General features: G+C 43.4%; 12 protein-coding genes. 7 read left to right on the forward strand and 5 right to left on the reverse strand.

Going from position 1 to position 19,593, the window contains the following annotated elements; genetic code table 11:
* Window positions 1-412: 412 nt before the first annotated feature.
* From QZZ36_RS05830 to QZZ36_RS05845, 4 genes are read left to right on the forward strand one after another with little or no spacing between them, the layout of a single operon-like run.
* The gene (locus QZZ36_RS05830; RefSeq protein ID WP_295078276.1) at window positions 413-1,039 is read left to right on the forward strand and encodes a signal peptidase I; all 627 of its coding nucleotides are present in this window, start codon (window positions 413-415) and stop codon (window positions 1,037-1,039) included.
* 18 nt (window positions 1,040-1,057) lie between these two features.
* Window positions 1,058-3,115 carry a BsaA family SipW-dependent biofilm matrix protein gene (locus QZZ36_RS05835; protein ID WP_295078279.1) on the forward strand — a complete coding sequence of 686 codons (2,058 nt, stop codon included), beginning with the start codon at window positions 1,058-1,060 and terminating at the stop codon, window positions 3,113-3,115.
* A gap of 58 nt (window positions 3,116-3,173) precedes the next feature.
* The gene (locus QZZ36_RS05840) at window positions 3,174-3,923 is read left to right on the forward strand and encodes a hypothetical protein (protein ID WP_295078282.1); all 750 of its coding nucleotides are present in this window, start codon (window positions 3,174-3,176) and stop codon (window positions 3,921-3,923) included.
* Entirely contained in the window at window positions 3,920-4,681 is a 762-nt protein-coding gene (locus tag QZZ36_RS05845) for a class B sortase (RefSeq protein ID WP_295078285.1), read from the forward strand. Before QZZ36_RS05840 ends, QZZ36_RS05845 begins: the two co-directional genes overlap by 4 nt.
* A 92-nt stretch (window positions 4,682-4,773) precedes the next feature.
* Here the strand turns inward: QZZ36_RS05845 and QZZ36_RS05850 are convergent, their stop codons facing one another.
* Window positions 4,774-5,319, reverse strand: coding sequence for a signal peptidase I (locus tag QZZ36_RS05850; protein ID WP_295078288.1), 546 nt, complete (start codon window positions 5,317-5,319; stop codon window positions 4,774-4,776).
* A gap of 322 nt (window positions 5,320-5,641) precedes the next feature.
* Here QZZ36_RS05850 and QZZ36_RS05855 point away from each other — a divergent pair, with 322 nt between their 5' ends.
* Complete coding sequence (locus QZZ36_RS05855) at window positions 5,642-12,133, forward strand: InlB B-repeat-containing protein (RefSeq protein ID WP_295078291.1); 6,492 nt, start codon at window positions 5,642-5,644, stop codon at window positions 12,131-12,133.
* A gap of 19 nt (window positions 12,134-12,152) precedes the next feature.
* Window positions 12,153-12,737, forward strand: a complete 585-nt coding sequence (locus tag QZZ36_RS05860; protein ID WP_295078294.1) for a hypothetical protein — start codon at window positions 12,153-12,155, stop codon at window positions 12,735-12,737.
* A 132-nt stretch (window positions 12,738-12,869) separates the two neighbouring features.
* Here QZZ36_RS05860 and QZZ36_RS05865 read toward each other — a convergent pair whose 3' ends face one another.
* Complete coding sequence (locus QZZ36_RS05865) at window positions 12,870-14,645, reverse strand: dockerin type I domain-containing protein (protein WP_295078297.1); 1,776 nt, start codon at window positions 14,643-14,645, stop codon at window positions 12,870-12,872.
* A 1-nt stretch (window position 14,646) separates the two neighbouring features.
* Window positions 14,647-16,569 (reverse strand): class I adenylate-forming enzyme family protein, encoded by a 1,923-nt coding sequence (locus tag QZZ36_RS05870; protein WP_295078300.1) that lies wholly within the window; start codon window positions 16,567-16,569, stop codon window positions 14,647-14,649.
* A 656-nt stretch (window positions 16,570-17,225) separates the two neighbouring features.
* Here QZZ36_RS05870 and QZZ36_RS05875 point away from each other — a divergent pair.
* Complete coding sequence (locus tag QZZ36_RS05875) at window positions 17,226-17,693, forward strand: ATP-binding protein (RefSeq protein ID WP_295078303.1); 468 nt, start codon at window positions 17,226-17,228, stop codon at window positions 17,691-17,693.
* Window positions 17,694-17,757: 64 nt separating this feature from the next.
* Here the strand turns inward: QZZ36_RS05875 and pta are convergent, their stop codons facing one another.
* Window positions 17,758-18,774 carry a phosphate acetyltransferase gene (pta, locus tag QZZ36_RS05880; RefSeq protein WP_295078306.1) on the reverse strand — a complete coding sequence of 339 codons (1,017 nt, stop codon included), beginning with the start codon at window positions 18,772-18,774 and terminating at the stop codon, window positions 17,758-17,760.
* Between the two features lie 130 nt (window positions 18,775-18,904).
* Window positions 18,905-19,591: an ECF transporter S component gene (locus QZZ36_RS05885; RefSeq protein WP_295078309.1), complete on the reverse strand. Its 687-nt coding sequence runs from the start codon at window positions 19,589-19,591 to the stop codon at window positions 18,905-18,907.
* Window positions 19,592-19,593 lie beyond the last annotated feature (2 nt).

Consider the following 19,593-nt stretch of genomic DNA (forward strand, 5'->3'; position numbering starts at 1 on the left):
TTGATACAAGATGTGTGCTGACCTTGATATGAAAATGGGGCAGCAGAAGGGCAGTAATTTCCAGGTTAAAATGCCATATACCAAGCGTGAAGACGGCAGCAGCCTGCCGTTGGTACGCCGGCTGATAGTTTACCGTTATATAAAAGGTAACATGAAGTAAAATTGTTTTGTACCATTACAGCCAGTATAAACAATATGAATAAAATTAAAACAAAAAGAAAACTTTTTTCTTTTGAATTCCAATTTTTTTGTATTCTGATTGTATAATTATACAAAATTTTATAATATAGTGCGTTAATTTAATTTGCTCACTTTACAAGTTATTTACATAATGTTATAATGTAGGCGTAAGATATATTTTAATATCAGTCTGTACTGATATAACATTTGTAAGAAGGAGGTTTGCCTAAAAGTGAGTACAATCGCAAAAGATATGACAGGTAATAGTCTCAGCAAAGGATTTCGCATATTTTCAATAGTAAGAATGGTATTTATTTACTGCCTGTCAATTTTTATTGTTATAGTCGCTATTTTCTTTGCAGCAAGTAAAAGTCCGAATAAGTCAATGTTTGGTTTCAGGTATTACATTGTACTTACTGACTCCATGAAACCTGAATTCTCAAGTGGAGATATGGTTTTTGTTAAGGTTTCGGATGCAAAGAACATACAAACTGGTGACATCATCACTTTCAACCCGTCAAGCGGAAGTGATGCATATCTTACCCACCGTGTAACTGAAAGGATTGCTGACTATCAAGGCACAGGAGTAACCTGTTTCAGAACAAAGGGTGACGCGAACATGGACGAGGATTCCTTCCTCATTGATGAGGACAGGGTCATCGGAAAGGTTCAGTTCCACGTGCCGAAATTAGGGGTAATAGTCAGGTTTGTTCAGCTCAGGTGGTATTTTATCCTGCCGTTGATAGTGCTGTTGTTTGTATTTTTCAGAATGATGAAGTATTACTTCGAGCTGAAAAATAAAAATGACAACAATCAGGGGAACAATGATGTTGTGACAGAAGCAGAAAACCAAAACTAAAAAATAGGAGGATCGAGTATGAAAAATGACGTTTCCAAGAAGAAAAAAAATTCAAAAGAAAAGCGAATTCTCATTGCTTCATTGTGTATAGCTGCCGCTGTAATTGCGGGAAGCACCTTCGCGTGGTTCAGTTCAACCGATGAAGTAACTAACCGCTTGACTGCTAACGCTGATTACGGCGTAAGCATCGTCGAGTCATTCGCACCGCCTGCCAACTGGCTTCCCGGACAGGCTGTAAACAAGGACGTTTATGCAACAAACACCGGCAATATCGGTGCGTTTGTTGAGGAAGACATCTCAGGTGTTCTTACTATCACAACTGAGAAGTCAGAAGCCACATGGTCTGCTGATTGTGTTGTTCTTACAGATGAAGAGCGTTATTCTATGGAAGCAGGTTCATTCCTTGCATTGAAGCCTGCAGGGGATACTACAAATCAATTAGGAAATCAGGTTGTTATCAGACCAGGCGATCAGGGCACACCGCCAACTACTGATTTCACACCTGCTGCAGAAGGCTTGTATGTATTCAGAAGACAGATCGTAGTTGATAATCCTTCTCGTGCTGAAACATTTGAGTATGCGGGTTATTATTACACTGCCGGTAAATATTATAAGGTAAGCCTTGACTCTGTAACTCCTGATGCAACTCCGGATTTCGCAAATGACGGATTGGTTACAGACGGTATTCTTTCCGCTGCTACAGCTTCTTATTATAAAGAAGTAAAAGAAGTTGTAAATCCTGTAGATTTAGAATATGATGCTGATAATAACAGACTGATCGCTTCTTACAATACAGGAAATACATCTGCGGATAATCTGATAGCAAAGGCTCAGGCTTATGATGACGCTATCGCAGCTTATGAGAGAGCAAGTGAAGCTGTAACAAGAGCAACTGCTGATAGTACCGCAGCAAATGCTACTTTAGCAACGCAGCAGGCAGCATTGGATACTGCGACAGCTGATCTCCAGGCGGCTCTTGCTGCACAGAGTGCTGCTGCAGCAACTCTGGCTAATGCAACAGCTGCTTATAACAACGCTGTAGCAGCACAATCTGCGGCACAGTCAGCGGTTGATGCTTCTAAGACCAGATTGTATGGTGCTGCTAATGGAACAGAATCATCTGCTACTGCGGGCAGTCTGAAAAAGAATTATACTGACGCAACAGCTGCTTTAGTAGCCACAAACGGCAGAGATCAATTTGAAAATGACTTTAATGCATGGGCTCCATCTAATCAAAATGCCAAGGGAACTTCTACACTTGCAGATTATACATATGATGAGTTTATGCATTTTACACCTAATGATCAAAATCAGGTTTACTATCAAAGAGTAGCTGCAGAAAAACGCGCTAAAGAAGCTTATGAAGCTGAGTTAACAAAACTCATCGGCGGTACTGATCCATCTGCTGCACCTACAGCAGATTCGTTGCAGGGCAAGCTTAATGCAGCGAATGATACTCTTGGTGACGCAAGCAGCGGTGCAACCAAAGCCATGAATGATGCAACAGCAGATAAAGCTAATGCTGATCAGGCTGTAAGTGATGCTCAAACTGCTTATAACACTGCTTTAGGGAATTATAACACAGCAGCTACTAATAGCGGCACCGATACCACCAATCTTAATACAGCAATAGCTAATCTTGCAGCAGCTTCAGCAGCTAAGAATGCTGCTCAGGCTGCATATGAAGCAGCTCTGAATGAAACTCCATCTGACGGAATACTGAAGGTTAACATCTATCTTAGTGATGATGTTGTTACAGCCGGCGGCGAGGCTGATAAGTGGCAGCTTAGCCCGAATCCGATCAGCGACGATGTAGCTAAGTTCTACTATACAAGTATCCTCGATGGCGGCGAGACATCAAGCAAACTGGTTGACAGAGTTGAGCTCGACGGCAGTGCTACACAGGATATGTACAAGTCGTTTGACTTTGATGTCAATGTTGCTCTCAAGTCTGCTCAGATTACATATGCAGAAGATAACGAGACGATCCTTGGAACTGCTGCAACATCAGAACTTAACAAGACACCTACTCTGACTGATCCTAAGGATATCAATACTGCTCTTACATGGAACTGATTCTGAATAATTCTATAACATAGCAATTACTGATTAATTAATAAAGGAGGCTTGTATAATGAGTTTAAAGCGTATATTTGCTGCACTCAGTGCAAGCCTCCTTATATTTTCATGCAATCCCTTAAATGCTTTTGCAGATGTCACCCTGCCGGAGGGCGCGGTCAAGGGACTTCCCGAAAAACTGACTGCAATGGACTCCGAGGGCAGAGCGGTGAACAGCGAGAGCGGTGAGTATTTCTTCTACGTCGATAATATGGTTTACGGCGAGACATACTCTAAGGACGTTCAGTTGATGAACCTCCGTGACGATCAGGCGTATAATATTTACCTGCATACCGAACCTGTATCGAAAAGCGGCGATATAGACCTTGAAAAAGGCTGTGTATGCAAGTTTTACCTTGACGGCAGGGAAGTTTACAACGGAGATGTCAACGGAAAAGGAAACATTGACCTTACTCAGAACGCGCTTGATCTCGGCAACTTCAAGCCCGGCGATTCACATATACTGAAATGCAGCATTGTGTGGAACGATAAAGCTATCGGAGACTATGTTCAGAGCGGACACAGGATAGTCAGTCTGAACGGAACACAGGTGCTTGAAGAGGGCGAACCGGTCAGCTTATACGGTGATATAGAGTTCAAGTGGATATTCTATGCAGCGGTCGATGAGGACTTTGTTCCGCCGAATACTGGTCTTCTTGCGATAAACGGACGCACATGGCTGTATTGTATTGCGGCTGTGTCATTTATGATACTGCTGATGTTGCCACTGCTGCTCAGACAGAAAAGGAAGAAGAGAGAAGCATGAAGGCGAAAATTCTGACGGCTGCGTTATTGCTTCTTGCAGCTTTTGGCGCGTTTTGCGGTTACAGGTATTATGAGGATATACGTTTACCCGTAAAACAACGTGAGGAAGCAATAAAAAAACAAGCGGAGATAATCGAAAGGATAAGACCCGGCACTGAGGTGAAACCTGTAAGCACCGGTGAAACTCTCTCTGAACCGCTTATATTATGTGAAAATGTAAATGATAACATAGTTGGGTGGATCAACATTCCGGATACAAATATTGATCTTCCAATAGTTCAGGGAGAAGATAATGACTTCTACCTGCATAATGGAGTAGACGGGCAGTACAACTATGAGCTTGGCTGTCCGTTTCTTGATTATCGGTGTGATGCGGGTTTCAACGGCTTCAATTCCATTGTGTATGCTCATAACATGGAGGGGCATCTGATGTTTTCAGACATTGATCTGTATAAAGACAAAGCATTTTTGCAGTCTCACTCCATGGGAACTCTGACACTGAAGGACGGAGACCACGATGTAAGGTTCTTTGCTTATATGACGGCAAAGAGTACCGCACCTGCCTATCATGCCGTATTTGTGAGCGAAGCCGAGAAAAAAGAGTATCTTGAGTATATTCTTTCGGCAGCTAATTATACAGTACTTGATGATACTGATGAGATCAGAGATAAGACCGATCTGAATCTGCTTCTTCTCACGACCTGTACTTTTGAGTTTGAGGAAGCAAGAGGGATCCTTTTCGGAGTGATCGTGAGATGATAACAGGTAAAATCTGCGATCAGACATGGTTTTGCAAGTAAAAGAATAAAAAAGAGCAGCACTGCATATCGCACTGCTGCCCAATATCTGATTTAATTATCCTGACTGTTTTCGGGTGAAGCTGTCTTTTTTTCCTTTTCAGGAAGAAAATTTGGTATCAGCAGGAGCACGATCACAGCAGCTGCTGTAAGCAGACCGGCCTTTGTATGCAGGAAACTGAGAATATGACCTGTTTTGGGTATCATAAATATGATCTTGCCGATATAGTTTCCCTCTGTGACTGGTGCAGAGTCTTCGGACAGATTGGCGTCTCCCTTGGTAGTGTACTCTTTTCCCGAAATAGATGTTACTCTGTGTGTAACGACTGTATCATTTCCCATGCTGAATGAAATGACGTCGCCGACAGATATCTCTTCAAGGGGGATATTCCTGTTCACAAAGCATAGACAGTTGACTGGGAAAGCAGGCTCCATTGAACCTGTCTTTACAACGTAAGGTCTGATCCCGGCGATGAAAAGTACGAATACGATCAATGCAATGAGGAAAATCAGTGTTGACAGAAAAAGCGGGATTTTCCGCATGATCCTGCTTATTAAGCGGAGCATGACCGCGGCAGCTCCTTTTATAGAAGATGTCATATGATATGCTCCTTCGTTTCATAAGGATTTACTGTTAAACTTCCGGCTGCTGTAAAAGGAGCCGCAAGTAAAGAGAAAGAAAGATTATTTGATTTTTCCATAACAGCGCCTCGATTCTTCATGATAATGATGTGGTATTATTAATGATTATACCATGAAGCGGCTGAAAAATCAAGTGAAAAGAGCATATTAAGCGTTTGTTAAACAATGATAAGAGAAAACAATATCCTGTCTGACAGGATATGTATGATAGATGTTATGTATCCGAACTGCGGTACATTACGGTTTTCAGATCAATATCACCACGGGAAGGAGAGATATGATGAAAAAGATCAATCATTCGGCAACAAAAAAATTCAATACAATGATCTGGTTTGTTGCAGTGCTGTTTGTTTCGTTTGCACTCAGCAATGTCATTGAATATATATATCATAATTACAGCAGTAAAGCGCTGGCAGATACAAGTGAAGAGCCTGAAGACGATGAAACTGAAGACGGCCTGAAGTATCAGCAGATCAGCGTCTCTCCCGGTGACAGTGATGACGAACTGATAACACTTGACGGCATGATGCCGGTTTCTGCTGATGTCACCGTTGAAAGCGGAGACACTTCACCGGATGACACTCTTTGCTCATACGATATCACTATAACTGATACCGTAGGCAACAGCTTTCAGCCGAAAGAAGAAAGCCCGATAACAGTTGAGATAACCAATAATGCTATCAGCGGATATGATGAGTCCACGCTGCACCTGTGGCATATTGATGAAGCAGGCATACGTGAGGAAGTTACTGAGTTCACAGTTGACGGAGATTCCATAAGATTTGAGGCGACAGGCTTCTCTCTGTACGAGATATCACAGGGCGACCCGCAGCTTTGTACATATGTTTTCTATACTCCTGACTCAAATGGTGTCTATAGAAAATATTACTACATGACTACTACAGGAAAGCAGATATGTCAGCAGATCATCAAGGACTCTGACAGCCTTATGCCGCCGCAGCTTCCTGCGAATGACGCAAACTATACCTTTATAGGCTGGTACATACTTGAAGGTGATGAGAATGCACTTTCCGCGACAGATGAAGAATTGTTATTTGATGATCCGCAGGACTTTACGGACGGCGGAACAGTACGGATAGGCGCAGTTTATGCGGATTGTGTTTATCTTATCTTCCACGACCAGTATAACAGTCAGATCGAATCCTATCCGATCGTCGGAACCCGCCGTGGCACACTGGAAAACGGAACGGCTAAAATAGATCTTGACGGCATTGAAGTTACCTATGACGATGAAGAAGAGAACACACATATGGTATTTAAGGGCTGGTCAGAACAGATAGTTGAGCCCGGCGAATCTGCGCCCTTGATCGGATATACGGAAAACAATAAGCTTTTTTATGATATCTCTGTGAATAAAGATGTATATCCTGTATTTGAAAGGAGTGCGTGGCTTACTTTTTCAACAGGCGGTATTGCTGAAGGCGCCGATTCCGTACCAATGCAGATAATAAGCGTCGATACTCCTCTCGGACAGCTTCCTGTCCCGGAACGTACAGGTTATTCATTCGGCGGCTGGTATGCTGACAGTGCTGCGACATCGATGCAGATCTCATACGCAAACGGTAATCTTATCAGCGGTGCAACTGTTCCCGATACAATGGAATGGGACAATGGTGATCTGTATCTGACAGGAGATACAAAGCTGTACGCAAAATGGACAGAGGCTGCAACGAATTATTCCGTAGTCATCTGGAGACAGAACGTAAATGACGCTGCAAATGCCGCAGATTACGACAAGACATATGACTATGCGGAGAGCTTCAGACTGTCGGCAACGACAGGCTCGACCGTATCGGTTTCGAGTACATATCAGGGGTACGGCGGCAGCGGTAATTATACCGGATTCCATTACAGAACGTGTGATTCCGCAAAGACAGTCGCAGCAGACGGTTCGACCGTTTTGAACGTGTATTATGACAGAAATGTTCATACCTTGACTTTCAAAAGTGGTAATACTACTATACAAACGATAACAGGATTATACGGAGCATACATTAATGATTATTTTCCAATCGACGGAGATGCCAATTGTCATTGGAAGGCAGATAGAACAGATATATATAAATATATATTGGTAACACTTGAAACCATGCCTGATAGTGATGTAATTTTCGATAAGACTTCTGCAAATGCATTTGGTACGATATATTATTATGTTGAAATAGATGAAAGTGATGCAAGTGAATATAGTGTTACTAAACATTTTAATTATAATGGCGAACAGCTTCTCTACGGTCTGTACAAGACCGCACAACATCCGTTTACATATTTAACTTACAATGAGGAATATCACCCTATTGACGGTTATTATCGTGACAGTACTTTAGCTGAACCGTATTTTGGAGAAGAAGGAAGGAATGTCGGAACAAACAATACTAATAGTAATTATTACTCGCAAGATGATAGGGCGCCGATTGGCGGCTATACCAGAAGGACAACGGAAAGTAATGTCAATTATATGTATTATAACAGAAATACATATAATTTGAAGTTCTATAATTCAGAAAACAATAATATAATTGCTACTGAGAGTATCAAATACACGCAGAGAACCGAATCCTTCATTCCTGATGCACCGGAAGCTCCGACAGGAAAACAGTTTGCGGGCTGGTTTGCTGATCCCGGCTGTACGACAAGAGTGTTTTTCCATACCCCGTCACAGGCAGAGATAGATTCTACAAAGGATAATAATGGAGTCCCTCATTATCAGGTATATGAAAAAATGCCTTCCCATAATCTTGTGGTGTACGCAGGCTGGGAGAAGCTCTGGTATCTTGTTGAGATTGATCCCAACGGAGGAGAGTTTGAGCTCCAGAGCACAGGAAATGACAACAGCGGCTACTCTACGTGGTTCTGGGTGAACTATGGCGACATTATCAGTGAATACAAGGAGGTCACAAGAGACTACGAAACTTCTTCAGAAGGTACATATTTCTACAAATACTATGACCGAGAATACTACCAGCTTGGAGATGAATATGAGTCCCGTGAGGACAGCATAACAGAAAGAAGCGCAGGCTATACACAGAATATAATGGAAGCCACTGATTTTGAGCATACATATGAACTATCGGAAGGTGCTTACCGCTATGCAGGCTGGTATAAGGTCGATAAGCAGAGCGGTGCGGAAACGCTGTATAACTTTGATAATCCGGTGGAAAGCAACACATTCCTGCGCCTGCACTGGAAAGCTGTAGGAACATACTATATCCAGTACAATCCCGCAGGTGGCGTTCTTGATGAAAATGACAAGAACGAGGCTCAGTTCAAGACCCTTGATACTGCTGATTATGCCGACAAAGCACAGGTCATCATAATGAGAACTGTTGTTGAAGCGCCTGAAGGAAAGAATTTCATCGGCTGGAGACTAAGGAACGATCCTTCCGGAACGATCTATTATCCGGGCGGAACATTTGAGTTCAATGCCGCATACGCAGAAACCAGGATCGACGAAAATGGCAATGAGCGAAAATATATGACCCTTGATGCTGTGTATCAGGAAATAGACGTACCTTCAGTCATATATGATGCCAACGGCGGTACGATGACTTCCACAGCTGACCACGGCAGCGGCACATTCCTGAAAAATGTCAGCCATAATAACGGCGTGACTACGGAAACAGAACTTACAGATTCTGAAAAGTATCAGTATAATGTAGATGCCGGCAGACTGACTGTAAGGAATCTTGAAAACAATAAACCGATCACACTTAGTGACGGTACAGGTTTCAGTTACACGTATAGTAACACTGATTATATTTTCGGCGGCTGGAACACAGAGCCTGACGGCAGCGGCATACACTATGATGCAGGCAGCAATTTATATCATATTGATACCGAAGGTGATAATCCCGTAATACTTTATGCTGAGTGGAAGATCAGGGTGTATTTCGACAAGAACAACGACGATGCAGGCTGGGGTGGTGACTGGACTGGATCAGCAGACCATGTTTATGTATGGGACAGCGCCAGAAATCAGTATTATACCGAGATCAGCATCAACTCTATGCTCGACGAGCCGTCTTATACTCCCGTTGCAGCAGACAGTATATTCTGTAACTGGAGCACGACACAGTATGCGGCAGTTGAGGATAATGAACCGTTTGATTTTTCGGAGCCTGTTACACAGGAGAGAATATCAGCAGAGAGCTCCGGGCAGTATCTTACACTGTATGCGATCTGGGATACACTTCCGGAGATAACGCTTCACGCAGTTGATTCGTCAAATGAAACGCTTGTGTTAAAGGACGAAGCGTGGCTTTATGCAGAACATCTGACTGTCAGCAGCGACAGTACCGAACTGATAACCTTCAATGATGTGCAGGGATATGCTGATCCTGCAAAAGAAGGCTTAACAGGGTATAAATACGCATTTGCCTGTGTCAGTGATTCACTCGGAAATGTTTCGGACGAAAAGCGTATCAATGATATTTATTATAATGTTGCAGAACGCAGTGTGTATGTGACGTATGCAAACGGTACAGAAGAACCTCTGGCTAACGGCGAAGAGATTTATCTGATATATTATGACACAGTTCTGCCAATCGGATATGTTGCAATGGGTACAGACGGCAGTATTACAGAGGTAGCCGTTTCTAATTCTGCACCGGTTACCGCAGCTGTAAACGGTATTTATAAAATTGCTGACAATCTGACAACTCCTCTCAGTTATCCGACTCTCGGCACTAATAACTACTACTCTTATGCGGTAGGTGATGAGTTTTCTGCACAGGCTGACAGTTCTGTCCTGCATATGATCACAGGATCGTCGAACACTAACAATGCACCGCGTCCGACCCTTTGGGTGCGTGATACATGGCGTGGCTTCGAGTATTCAACAAATGGCAATACATGGGTAAGCGCAGGTTACGATCCTCAGCTTTATGTGGTATACTACCCAAGCCAACCTACTATCGTGAATCTGAATGAGAAAACCGTCGGCTTCCCTGAGGATATGGATAAGAAGTTTACTTATCATGTAACGATAAAGCAACAAGAAAAGCAATTTACTGTAGATGAATATTATTATGATGATAATGGTTCAGAGCATCATTTAGATGGTAGCGAATCTATATACGGAGGCAATAGTTTTGGAACTGTTTTGGGCGGTGCAATCAGTAATTTGCATTTTTCTTCTCAGAATTACGCAAATCAGAGTAGTCAGGCTTCTTTTGCTCCTCCTGTTGAATTATCTTCCAATACAGTTGAACTCTCTAACGAACAAGTCGAATCATTTGCCTTATTATACAATACAAATGAGTCAATGATTCAAGAAAATGCTACTTATGGAGATCATGAGGCGCTGTATTGTAGAACGGGTTTTGTAATTGGTACGTATCATCAAATTCAACACAGAAAAACCACTTACATCATAACTCAGCAGATTATAGAGATAGTACAAGAAGCTGAAGAAGATTTCACAACAACGATGACTCAGTCTCCAGCAAACGGCGGTACAATCTACCAGGATGCGCTGACATATACCTATACTGCTCCGACAACTCCAACAACACAGAATATTACATATACCAATTCCCGTGAGTCCGCACCTGTTGAAGTACACGTTGCGATAGCAAAGGGAAATGGTTATTACGAGCATGACGAATACAGAACTGACACAGAGAACGATTACAAGGCGGATATCGCACGCGGCAGCACATTGACCCTGCTTGACAGATTTTCACCTGAAGATCTGCTTGATACAGAGGATAATTCTTCCTACGTATTTGCAGGTATAGTATACGGTGAGAAACAGAGCTATGATAACCAAAGAATTGATGTGGCGGGCAGCGATACCGAGAGTATCACTTTCGGTCTGACAGACTCTGATAATATTTACGATCTGTATCTGGACGGCAATACCGACAACCTTCTGGGCGATTATGAGATCTATTATGTATACTATAAAGTACCGACCATCATTTATTGTATTGAGGGTTCAAGCGGAACATTAGTACCCTTTGATCCTCCGCTTACGATAAACGGAAGCGAAGTAACGCTGAACGGCGGTACCGTAGTGCAGAACAGTCAGCTGCCGCTGGACACGGCTTCATATTATTCCAATGGTGAGTTCCTGATATCTCAGGCGATAAGAAACGGCTATAAGATACCGCCGGTTCTTGACTATGCAGGCGGAGATGTTCCTGTGGAATACGCATTTCTCGGTGTCGGACCGTCATCAGCATCAAGGATATCTGATCTGCAGTATTCAGAAGGCAAGGAGCTGAGAATGTCTGTGGAGGACGGTATTGTGAAATACCGTTTCAATGCCGCAGATACGGCTGAACCTCTCGATTCTGCGGATGATCTTGTAGTTTATGCGATATATAAAGGCGGAAACAAACTGACGATATCCAAGACTATCAACAGAGTAAGGACAAAGGTTGGCTACCCGACATTCCAGTATCGAATAAGACGTGTCGCCGACGGTAACGGTGTGCCATTATCTGCTGAAAATTCAGAGGAATCAGTAATTGCGATGTCATTTACGTCATCAGGAACAATGAACTCTGAATTTGTTAAGCTGCCGGTCGGAACATATGAGATCACCGAGCTAAGCAATATCAATTATACTCTCAGCGATATATCAGTTTCGCCGGGCGAAGCCGGAGAGACAGAAGGAGCAACAGCGACCGTAACGATAGGTGCAAGAAGTGAAGTAATTGTATCATTCACCAATTCCATCAACAGCAACGATAAAAAGACATATCAGACGTTTACAGATAACCATATAGACTACACCGGTCAGTAAAAAAGGAGGTGAGGGCAAAATGACAAAACGCAAACGAACAATTTTATGTATTACAGCTGCGACAGCGCTGTTTTTGATAATTGACCAGACAATAGCATATTTCAGAAGTGAGGATTATATCACAAATCGCCTGAGTGCGAAAGTAATTCCTCCAAAACCTGAAACCTATGTCAGAATTGAAGTTTGTGAAGATTTTGCCCCACCTTCAAGTAAAAGCAATGAGCCCTTCCGGAAAGATATAAAGATCGGCAATACCGGAACAGAAGACTGCTATGTAAGAGTACGGCTTGAGTTTTCTGACTCAGAATACCGTGATATCACTGATTTTTCCCATGACGGAACTGTCTATACGGATGCTGTATCATACAGCGGAAATTTCCTGCCGGAAGGCTGGATATACAATGACGGTTTTTACTATTATACCTCTTCTGTTGCCAGTGGTGCGATGACAGGCACAAGCCTGTTAAGCTGGGTAAATGTGGATTTTTCATCTGCTCCTGTTGATTTATCTGATGAATTTGATATATATGTCTACGCGGAAGCCGTGCAGGCGAGTGGTGAAGACGGGGAAGAGGTCGGATATCAGGAAGCATGGGGAATATAACAAGTGTATAGCAAAAGGCTGCGTGACAACATGGTCACGCAGCCTGTATTTGTAATCTCCCCCGGCTCTGCCGGGGGAGATTCGTTTACTTATAAGTAATCAGATCAGGTTCCTCTGTGACTGTGATCAGGCTCACATAGCTGACTGATTAAAGATGAGCAAAAGATCGACCAGATTAATGAAATTGTTTCCGTCCATATCGGCATACTTCTTTTCATCTGCTGTAAGCGGTCTTACGCCGAGAATATGTGCAAGGACATATACAGCGTCGGTAGTATCTATCAGACCGTCGTTATTTACATCACCGGCAGGTCTGATGTCTGCAACGGGCTCTGAAGAAGGAACTGTATCTTCTTCGGTTATCTCAACAGGGAGCGGCATACTGTCGCAGATGAGCTGATAAAGATCATCAAACAGAATACCTGCGATTTCTTTGTGTCCGTTTGCATTCGGATGAGGGTCAAAATCATCTTCAGTGGATATATCGTATACGTCAACATATATTGCGCCTGTTTCTTCCGCAACGACCTTCAGCTGTTCATTGAGGCGGCGTATCTGCGGATCAACATTTTTGCCTGCCATTTGCATTGCGATAGGAGTTATGAGCTCAGCTACGATAGCACTTTCAACGGCAGCATCACTTGCTGTGCGGTTCATTGATGTGATCTTTATGAACTGTTCAAGCTGTGCGATGTCATCGTAGTTTTTTGCTATTTCGAGAGCTGTCTTGAGTTCACTGATATCATCGTATTTCAGCATGATCTCAAGAAGCTTTTCCTCTGCGGGATCACCTTCTGAAGCGGATAAAACCGCTGCAAGCTCTCTGAGCTCGTTTATGTCGTCATACTCCTTGACCATATTGATTATCTCTGCAAGCTCATCAGCATCTTTGTATGTTAACATCTCTGCAGTGAGCATATATAACATATAAATCTTATCTTCAACACAATTTATAAGGTTCTCTACCGGATTGCCGTATGATACGGGTTCATCCTCACTTTCAGCGGCAGCATTTGCAGCAGCGGCATATATCCTGCCGAGTACAGCAAAAACGTCTTCCTCCATATCATCGGAGCTTTCCTCTGTACGGTAAGGATTGAACATACCGACAAGAGCGATGTCAGCGTCACCGTTGAGTTCCTTTACTGCCTCAACAACTCCCTTTACGTGTTCAGCGGATTCATCTACAAGCTCGTCAGCCTTATTGCTTACATTATACATAAAGCTTGCAGCTTCGATAAAATCGTCAGAGGTTATATTGTCCTTGTTGGCTTCGATCACCTGTAAACCTCCGCCGATAGCTGTCTTTGAATCGGTGCCGAAGAGTGTCAGCATAAGAGAGATACCGGACGCCTGAAGTATGGGATTTTCGTTGAACACCATCTGTGGGATTATACTCATGATAATATCATTTCCGCCAAGCTGTATGCTAACAAGGTCTGCCTCGGACAGATACTTGTTATATATATCATGGTAAGGCGTCAGAACACCGCTTGCGCCGGGAGCTACATATGTATCGAGGATCGTTGTAGCGAATTCACCCTTATAGCCCGGAGTCTTTATTGTTTTTTCAATATCCTCTGCACGGTATGCTGTGGAGGCGAGATTTGTTCCTTTTACGTCAAATTCTCTTTCCTCGCCGAGTTCTTTAAGATATTCTGTGAATATCGCAGGATAAGCTCCGCTTACAGGATCTGCGAGCAGCTCGTCGGTTATTACGAGTGCAGGATCATCTGCGATATTTTCGCCTGCCAGTCCGAAGCCTGCGGCGATACTGTCTCCCAGTGCTACATAGTTATAGGTTCTTGCTGATGTATTTTCATATTTGGCTGCAAAAGCTGTTGCGCCTGCTGCACTGTTCAGCATAGCTGCTGAAACAAGTACTGATAAGATCTTTGTGATTTTCATATTACTTTTCCTCCCTGCCGTATTTTTCAGTTATTGGTATAATAAAATTCTTTCCTGTTCTGATCCTGACAGTGTTGCCGTTCTCAGAATAATCCACAAGCATAAGACGACCGTCTTCACCGGGGGTGATATATCCCTTATAGTCGTGGGTAAGAAGTATGTAGTCTCTCTTTGCTGTGATCTCGCCGATCTCGAATTCCTTGTAGAACTTTACAGCGTCGAGATGATATTTATCACATATATACTTTACAAGTTCGGCACTCGGTTCTGCTTCATCGGGATCGAGAATGATCTGACCGACAACATCATATCCGCCTTTTTCATTTCTGAAAGCGCTTATCTCCCATTCGTTTATAGGGTCGTTCTCATCAAGAGTGCTCTCGATCATGAAAAGGTATACGCGCTTGCCGTTTTCGTCAACATAAGAATCGGAGGCTCTGCCCATTATGGTATATGAACCGTCAGCGTGTCTTACGGCGATATCGCCTGTAACGCCCCATTTTGTGCCGTTTTCGTCATAGTACCAGCGTTCTTCCGTCGCCTTTGGGTTATTGAGATAACGGTCAGCCGCTGCAGGGCTTGTAGCATGGAGGTTGGCAAGCACCTCATTTTCTTCAACAAGGTTTCCGTTGTCGTCAACGAGCTTTACGTGTACATAAGGCTCAAGAGGCTTTCCGGTCTCATTGGTCTTTGTCTCTTCGTCCATAAAATATGTTACCAGCGTAGCGCCGCCTTCCTCGCTGGCGCCTCCGCCGAGAGAATACCTTACGCTGCAGCCGTTGTCACGGAGCCATTTGTCTATCTTGCGGATAGAATTGATGTTTACAGCCTCTCCGCCCGATGCGGGACGCTTGAGCATTTCAAGGGCTGTAGGTGAAATAACTCCCTGTCTTACGCTTGTAAGATAAAAGCTTGCAGTTGCGACTACGCAGTTGCAGCCAGTCTCCGAAAGATCTCTTGCAAATGTGTATTTGTTGTATATTGGTCTCGGTACGAGCGTACCGCCTCTTGCAAGGGGCATGATGGCGCATACTCTTTCTCCGGTCATGTGGGTGAGGGGGATGCACTGGAAATTACGCTCGCCGACATAGTTCTGTGTATCAAGTCCTGCGTGCATCTCAACATAGGCATTCAGTGAATACTCCTTATATACGACGCATTTAGGCTTGTTTGTAGTACCGCTGGTGTAGAAATAGCTTATATCACGGTCGAGATCTGTAGGACCGAGATCAAGAGGGATATCACTGTTTTCTCCGGCAATGCGAAGATCCTCAAGGCGTATGAACTCTACTCCCTTGATCTTATCAAGATTGCTCAGGCATTCAATGATCTGATCTACATTGAATACTTCCTGCATTTTTTCCGGCATTTCAGATGTATCCATGAACATTCCCTTCTTTTCGGGAGGAAGGAAGTCATCAAGACTCATAAGTATTACCTTTTTGATGCTGCTGTTCTCAAGGTGCTTTGTAAAATAAGGAAGAAACGCATCAAGGGTAACTATTATCTCCGACCCCTTGTCCTGTGTATAGAGCGGGAAATCTTCCTTCAGGAACAAAAAGTTAACATTGTTGCTGACAGCTTTGATGAGGTTGCAGGCAAAAAGGAGCATAAGGTTCTCTACGCTTACCGGCATACAGAGAGTAACTACGTCGCCCTCCTTTACCCCTGCCAGTTTGAGTCCTCTTGCGTATGCTTCACGAAGTGCCGGCAGTTCGCCGTAAGTGATTTTTGTGCCAAAATAATCGATCGCTTCTCCTTCAAGATTATCCTGATTGAAAGACATGATATTATCAAAAATATTCATGTTGTAAATCTTGACCCCGTTGATAATGCGATCTACCTTCACCCATTCAGGAAATTTTCTTTCAATGGTGCAGGTATTGATTTGTGTCGTTGTTCTCATAGATGCTGATCCTTTCATGGTAGTTTCTGGGCAGACGTCTTCCGCCCCCTGAGTTCGGATATTATGCCGCTGCTTATGTATGGCCACAACATTTACCCCGTTAATTCCCTACAATACTATGTACCGCAGCCCCGAAGCACTCAGGCTCACCCTGCATTACAAAGTAATTATTATAAGTCATTAAATATGCCGTTGCAGCACTGTAATTTAATAATCGGCCCGGATCATCTAAAAGAAAAATCATCATATGATATCATCGCTTACTGTTTTATGATACCGTTCAGTTTTACCCCGTTCACCTCCCGATACTGTACAATAAGGTTGTTTGACAATTATTTAACATCATGTGGTTAAAAAAAACTTTGTTTAAAAGGCGCTGCATTTAAACTCCCTGCAATGCCTTTTTTCAAATTGCATACAACTATTATTGCTATGGTGATTATTATTCTGATAGAACCATTAAATAAGCAAATTAAAAATATCCTGAAATTATTATAACACAAGTCTATATAAAAATCAACTAAATTGCGCGGATTTAACCTTTTGTTAACATTACAATTTTGTCACATTGACTGCCGGTCATTTGCTGAGGCGTCCTGTCGTTTCCGCCTCACTTGACTTTCATGCCTTTATTGGATATAATAAAGAAAATAAGCAATGAAAGTGGGCTGACTATGATAGACCTTACTCACCTTGAAAAGTACAAGGAAAATAACAGAATAGAAGCAAAAAAGGCTATCGGCGGTCTGCCTCAGAGCCTGTGGGAGACTTACTCGGCTTTTGCGAATACTCTCGGAGGGATAATCCTGCTCGGTGTTGAAGAGCACAGTGACCGAACTCTTCATGCGGTGGATCTGCCTGATCCCGAGTGGCTCGTCAGTGACTTCTGGGACATAATAAATGATACCCGGAAGGTGAGTGTTAATATTCTTTCAGAGGAAGATGTGAGGATCAGGGAAATAAACGGAAAGCATATAATTTCTATTACTGTACCTCGTGCTGATGACAGTGTAAAACCTGTTTATATAAATGGCAGTCCGTTTACCGGGACATACAGGAGAAACGGTGACGGAGACTACCGCTGTACGATACATGAGGTGCAGGCGATGATAATTGCCGCATCTTCAGCTCGTCAGGGCTGATAATATAAAAAAGAAGGGACTGCCGTGAAAGCAGTCCCTTTATTATATGTATAAATATGTATGATCAAGCCATACCTGCGGTGATGATAGCCATCTTGTAGACTTCATCAGCGTTGCAGCCTCTTGAAAGGTCGTTGATAGGAGCGTTAAGACCCTGAAGAATAGGACCGTAAGCCTCATATCCGCCAAGACGCTGAGCGATCTTGTAGCCGATATTTCCAGCCTCGATAAGAGGGAAGATAAATGTGTTTGCCTGTCCTGCGACCTTAGAATCCGGGCACTTTGTCTTGGCAACTTCTGCAGAAACAGCAGCGTCAAACTGGAACTCACCGTCGATAACAAGGTTGGGATCGATATTTCTTGCTTCGATAACAGCGTCGTGGCTGAGCTGAACTGTGCCGCCCTTGCCTGAACCGTATGTTGAGAAGCTGAGAACAGCTACCTTAGGATCAATACCGAAGAAATCAGCAGTCTTTGCGGTTTCAACAGCAACCTCAGCAAGCTGTCTTGCGGCTGTGAGAACGACATTTCCGTCCTTGTCGAGCCTGTCTGTGTAGCCGAGGTTGATAGCACAGTCGCCCATAGCTATCTTTTCTTCCTTGCCGTCCTTCTCTCTGAAGAGAATGAATGAAGAGCTTACAAGGTTTGAACCCTTCTTTGTCTTTATTATCTGGAGAGCGGGTCTTACTGTATCAGCAGTTGAGTATGTAGCTCCTCCGAGAAGAGCGTCAGCCTTTCCTGCCTTAACGAGCATAGTACCGAAGTAATTGGACTTAGCCAGAGCTGCGCGGCACTCTTCCTCTGTCATCTTGCCTTTTCTGAGCTCAAACATCTGAGCTACGAGAGCATCCATTTCCGGATAGGTTGCGGGATCAACGATCTCAGCGCCGTCGATACTGAAGCCGCCGTTCTTTGCAGCAGCCTTTACCTCGTCAACATTTCCGCAGAGGATAACGCCCATAAGATTTTCCTTGATAAGTCTGTCAGCTGCGGAGAGGATACGGGGATCGCTGCCCTCAGTGAAGACGATGGTTTTTTTGCTGGATTTAAGGTTTGCTATAAGCTTGTCAAACATTCCCATTTTGAGAGACCTCCATTGGATTTAAATTTTACTTTACCATTATATCACAGTTGCTTTCCAAAGTCAAATAGTTATTAGTGATTAGTTAATGGCGGTTGCGGTGGTACCGCATTATTATATTGCTCATATTTTAAACGCCGTATTTTACTTTTATTCTTTGGAGCTTTTCGCCGAAGGGTTCTGCAAGCAGAAAGAGAAACAGCACATTTGAAACCACATAGGATACCGTATAAGGTACAGCAGATACAAGTGCAGCAAGATAAAGCTTGATATCAAAGCTTTGATTGTACCAGAGCACTGTCCATATATCCATAATGAACGAGTAGGCTATACCGGTAACTGCACCGTATACGAGCAGCAGGATATGGCTCTTCAGCAGCGGTTTTGAGAGTATACCTGCGAAAAGTCCGATAAGTCCCCATGCAAGCATCTGAAAGGCTGTCCAGGGACCCTGTCCGAAATAGAGGTTTGAGAGAACGGCTGAAAGGGCACCAACAAGGAATCCGGCTTCTCCGCCGAGATACAAGGCGGTGATTATCGTAAGAGCGGCAACCGGCTTCAGGATCGGGATAAATCTGCCTGCAAAGCAAAGAGCTGTCATTACTGCCGCAATTACCATACGCCTTGTTCCTGTGGACTTTTTCTCGAAGCCTGCCGCAAAGAGCAGAAGTGCGGAAACTGCCACAGCCAGAGAGATGATTATGTGTTTCTTTTCGTCAAAGATAAGAGTGCCGAGAATTGTTATCAGCGGGACAAATATAAAAGGAACAGTTACCTTTATGGCGTCCCGGATTTTTTTATTTCTGATAAGGAGCATGG

Origin of the sequence: Ruminococcus sp., from assembly GCF_016287535.1 — a bacterium.
GTDB lineage: Bacteria > Bacillota > Clostridia > Oscillospirales > Ruminococcaceae > Ruminococcus.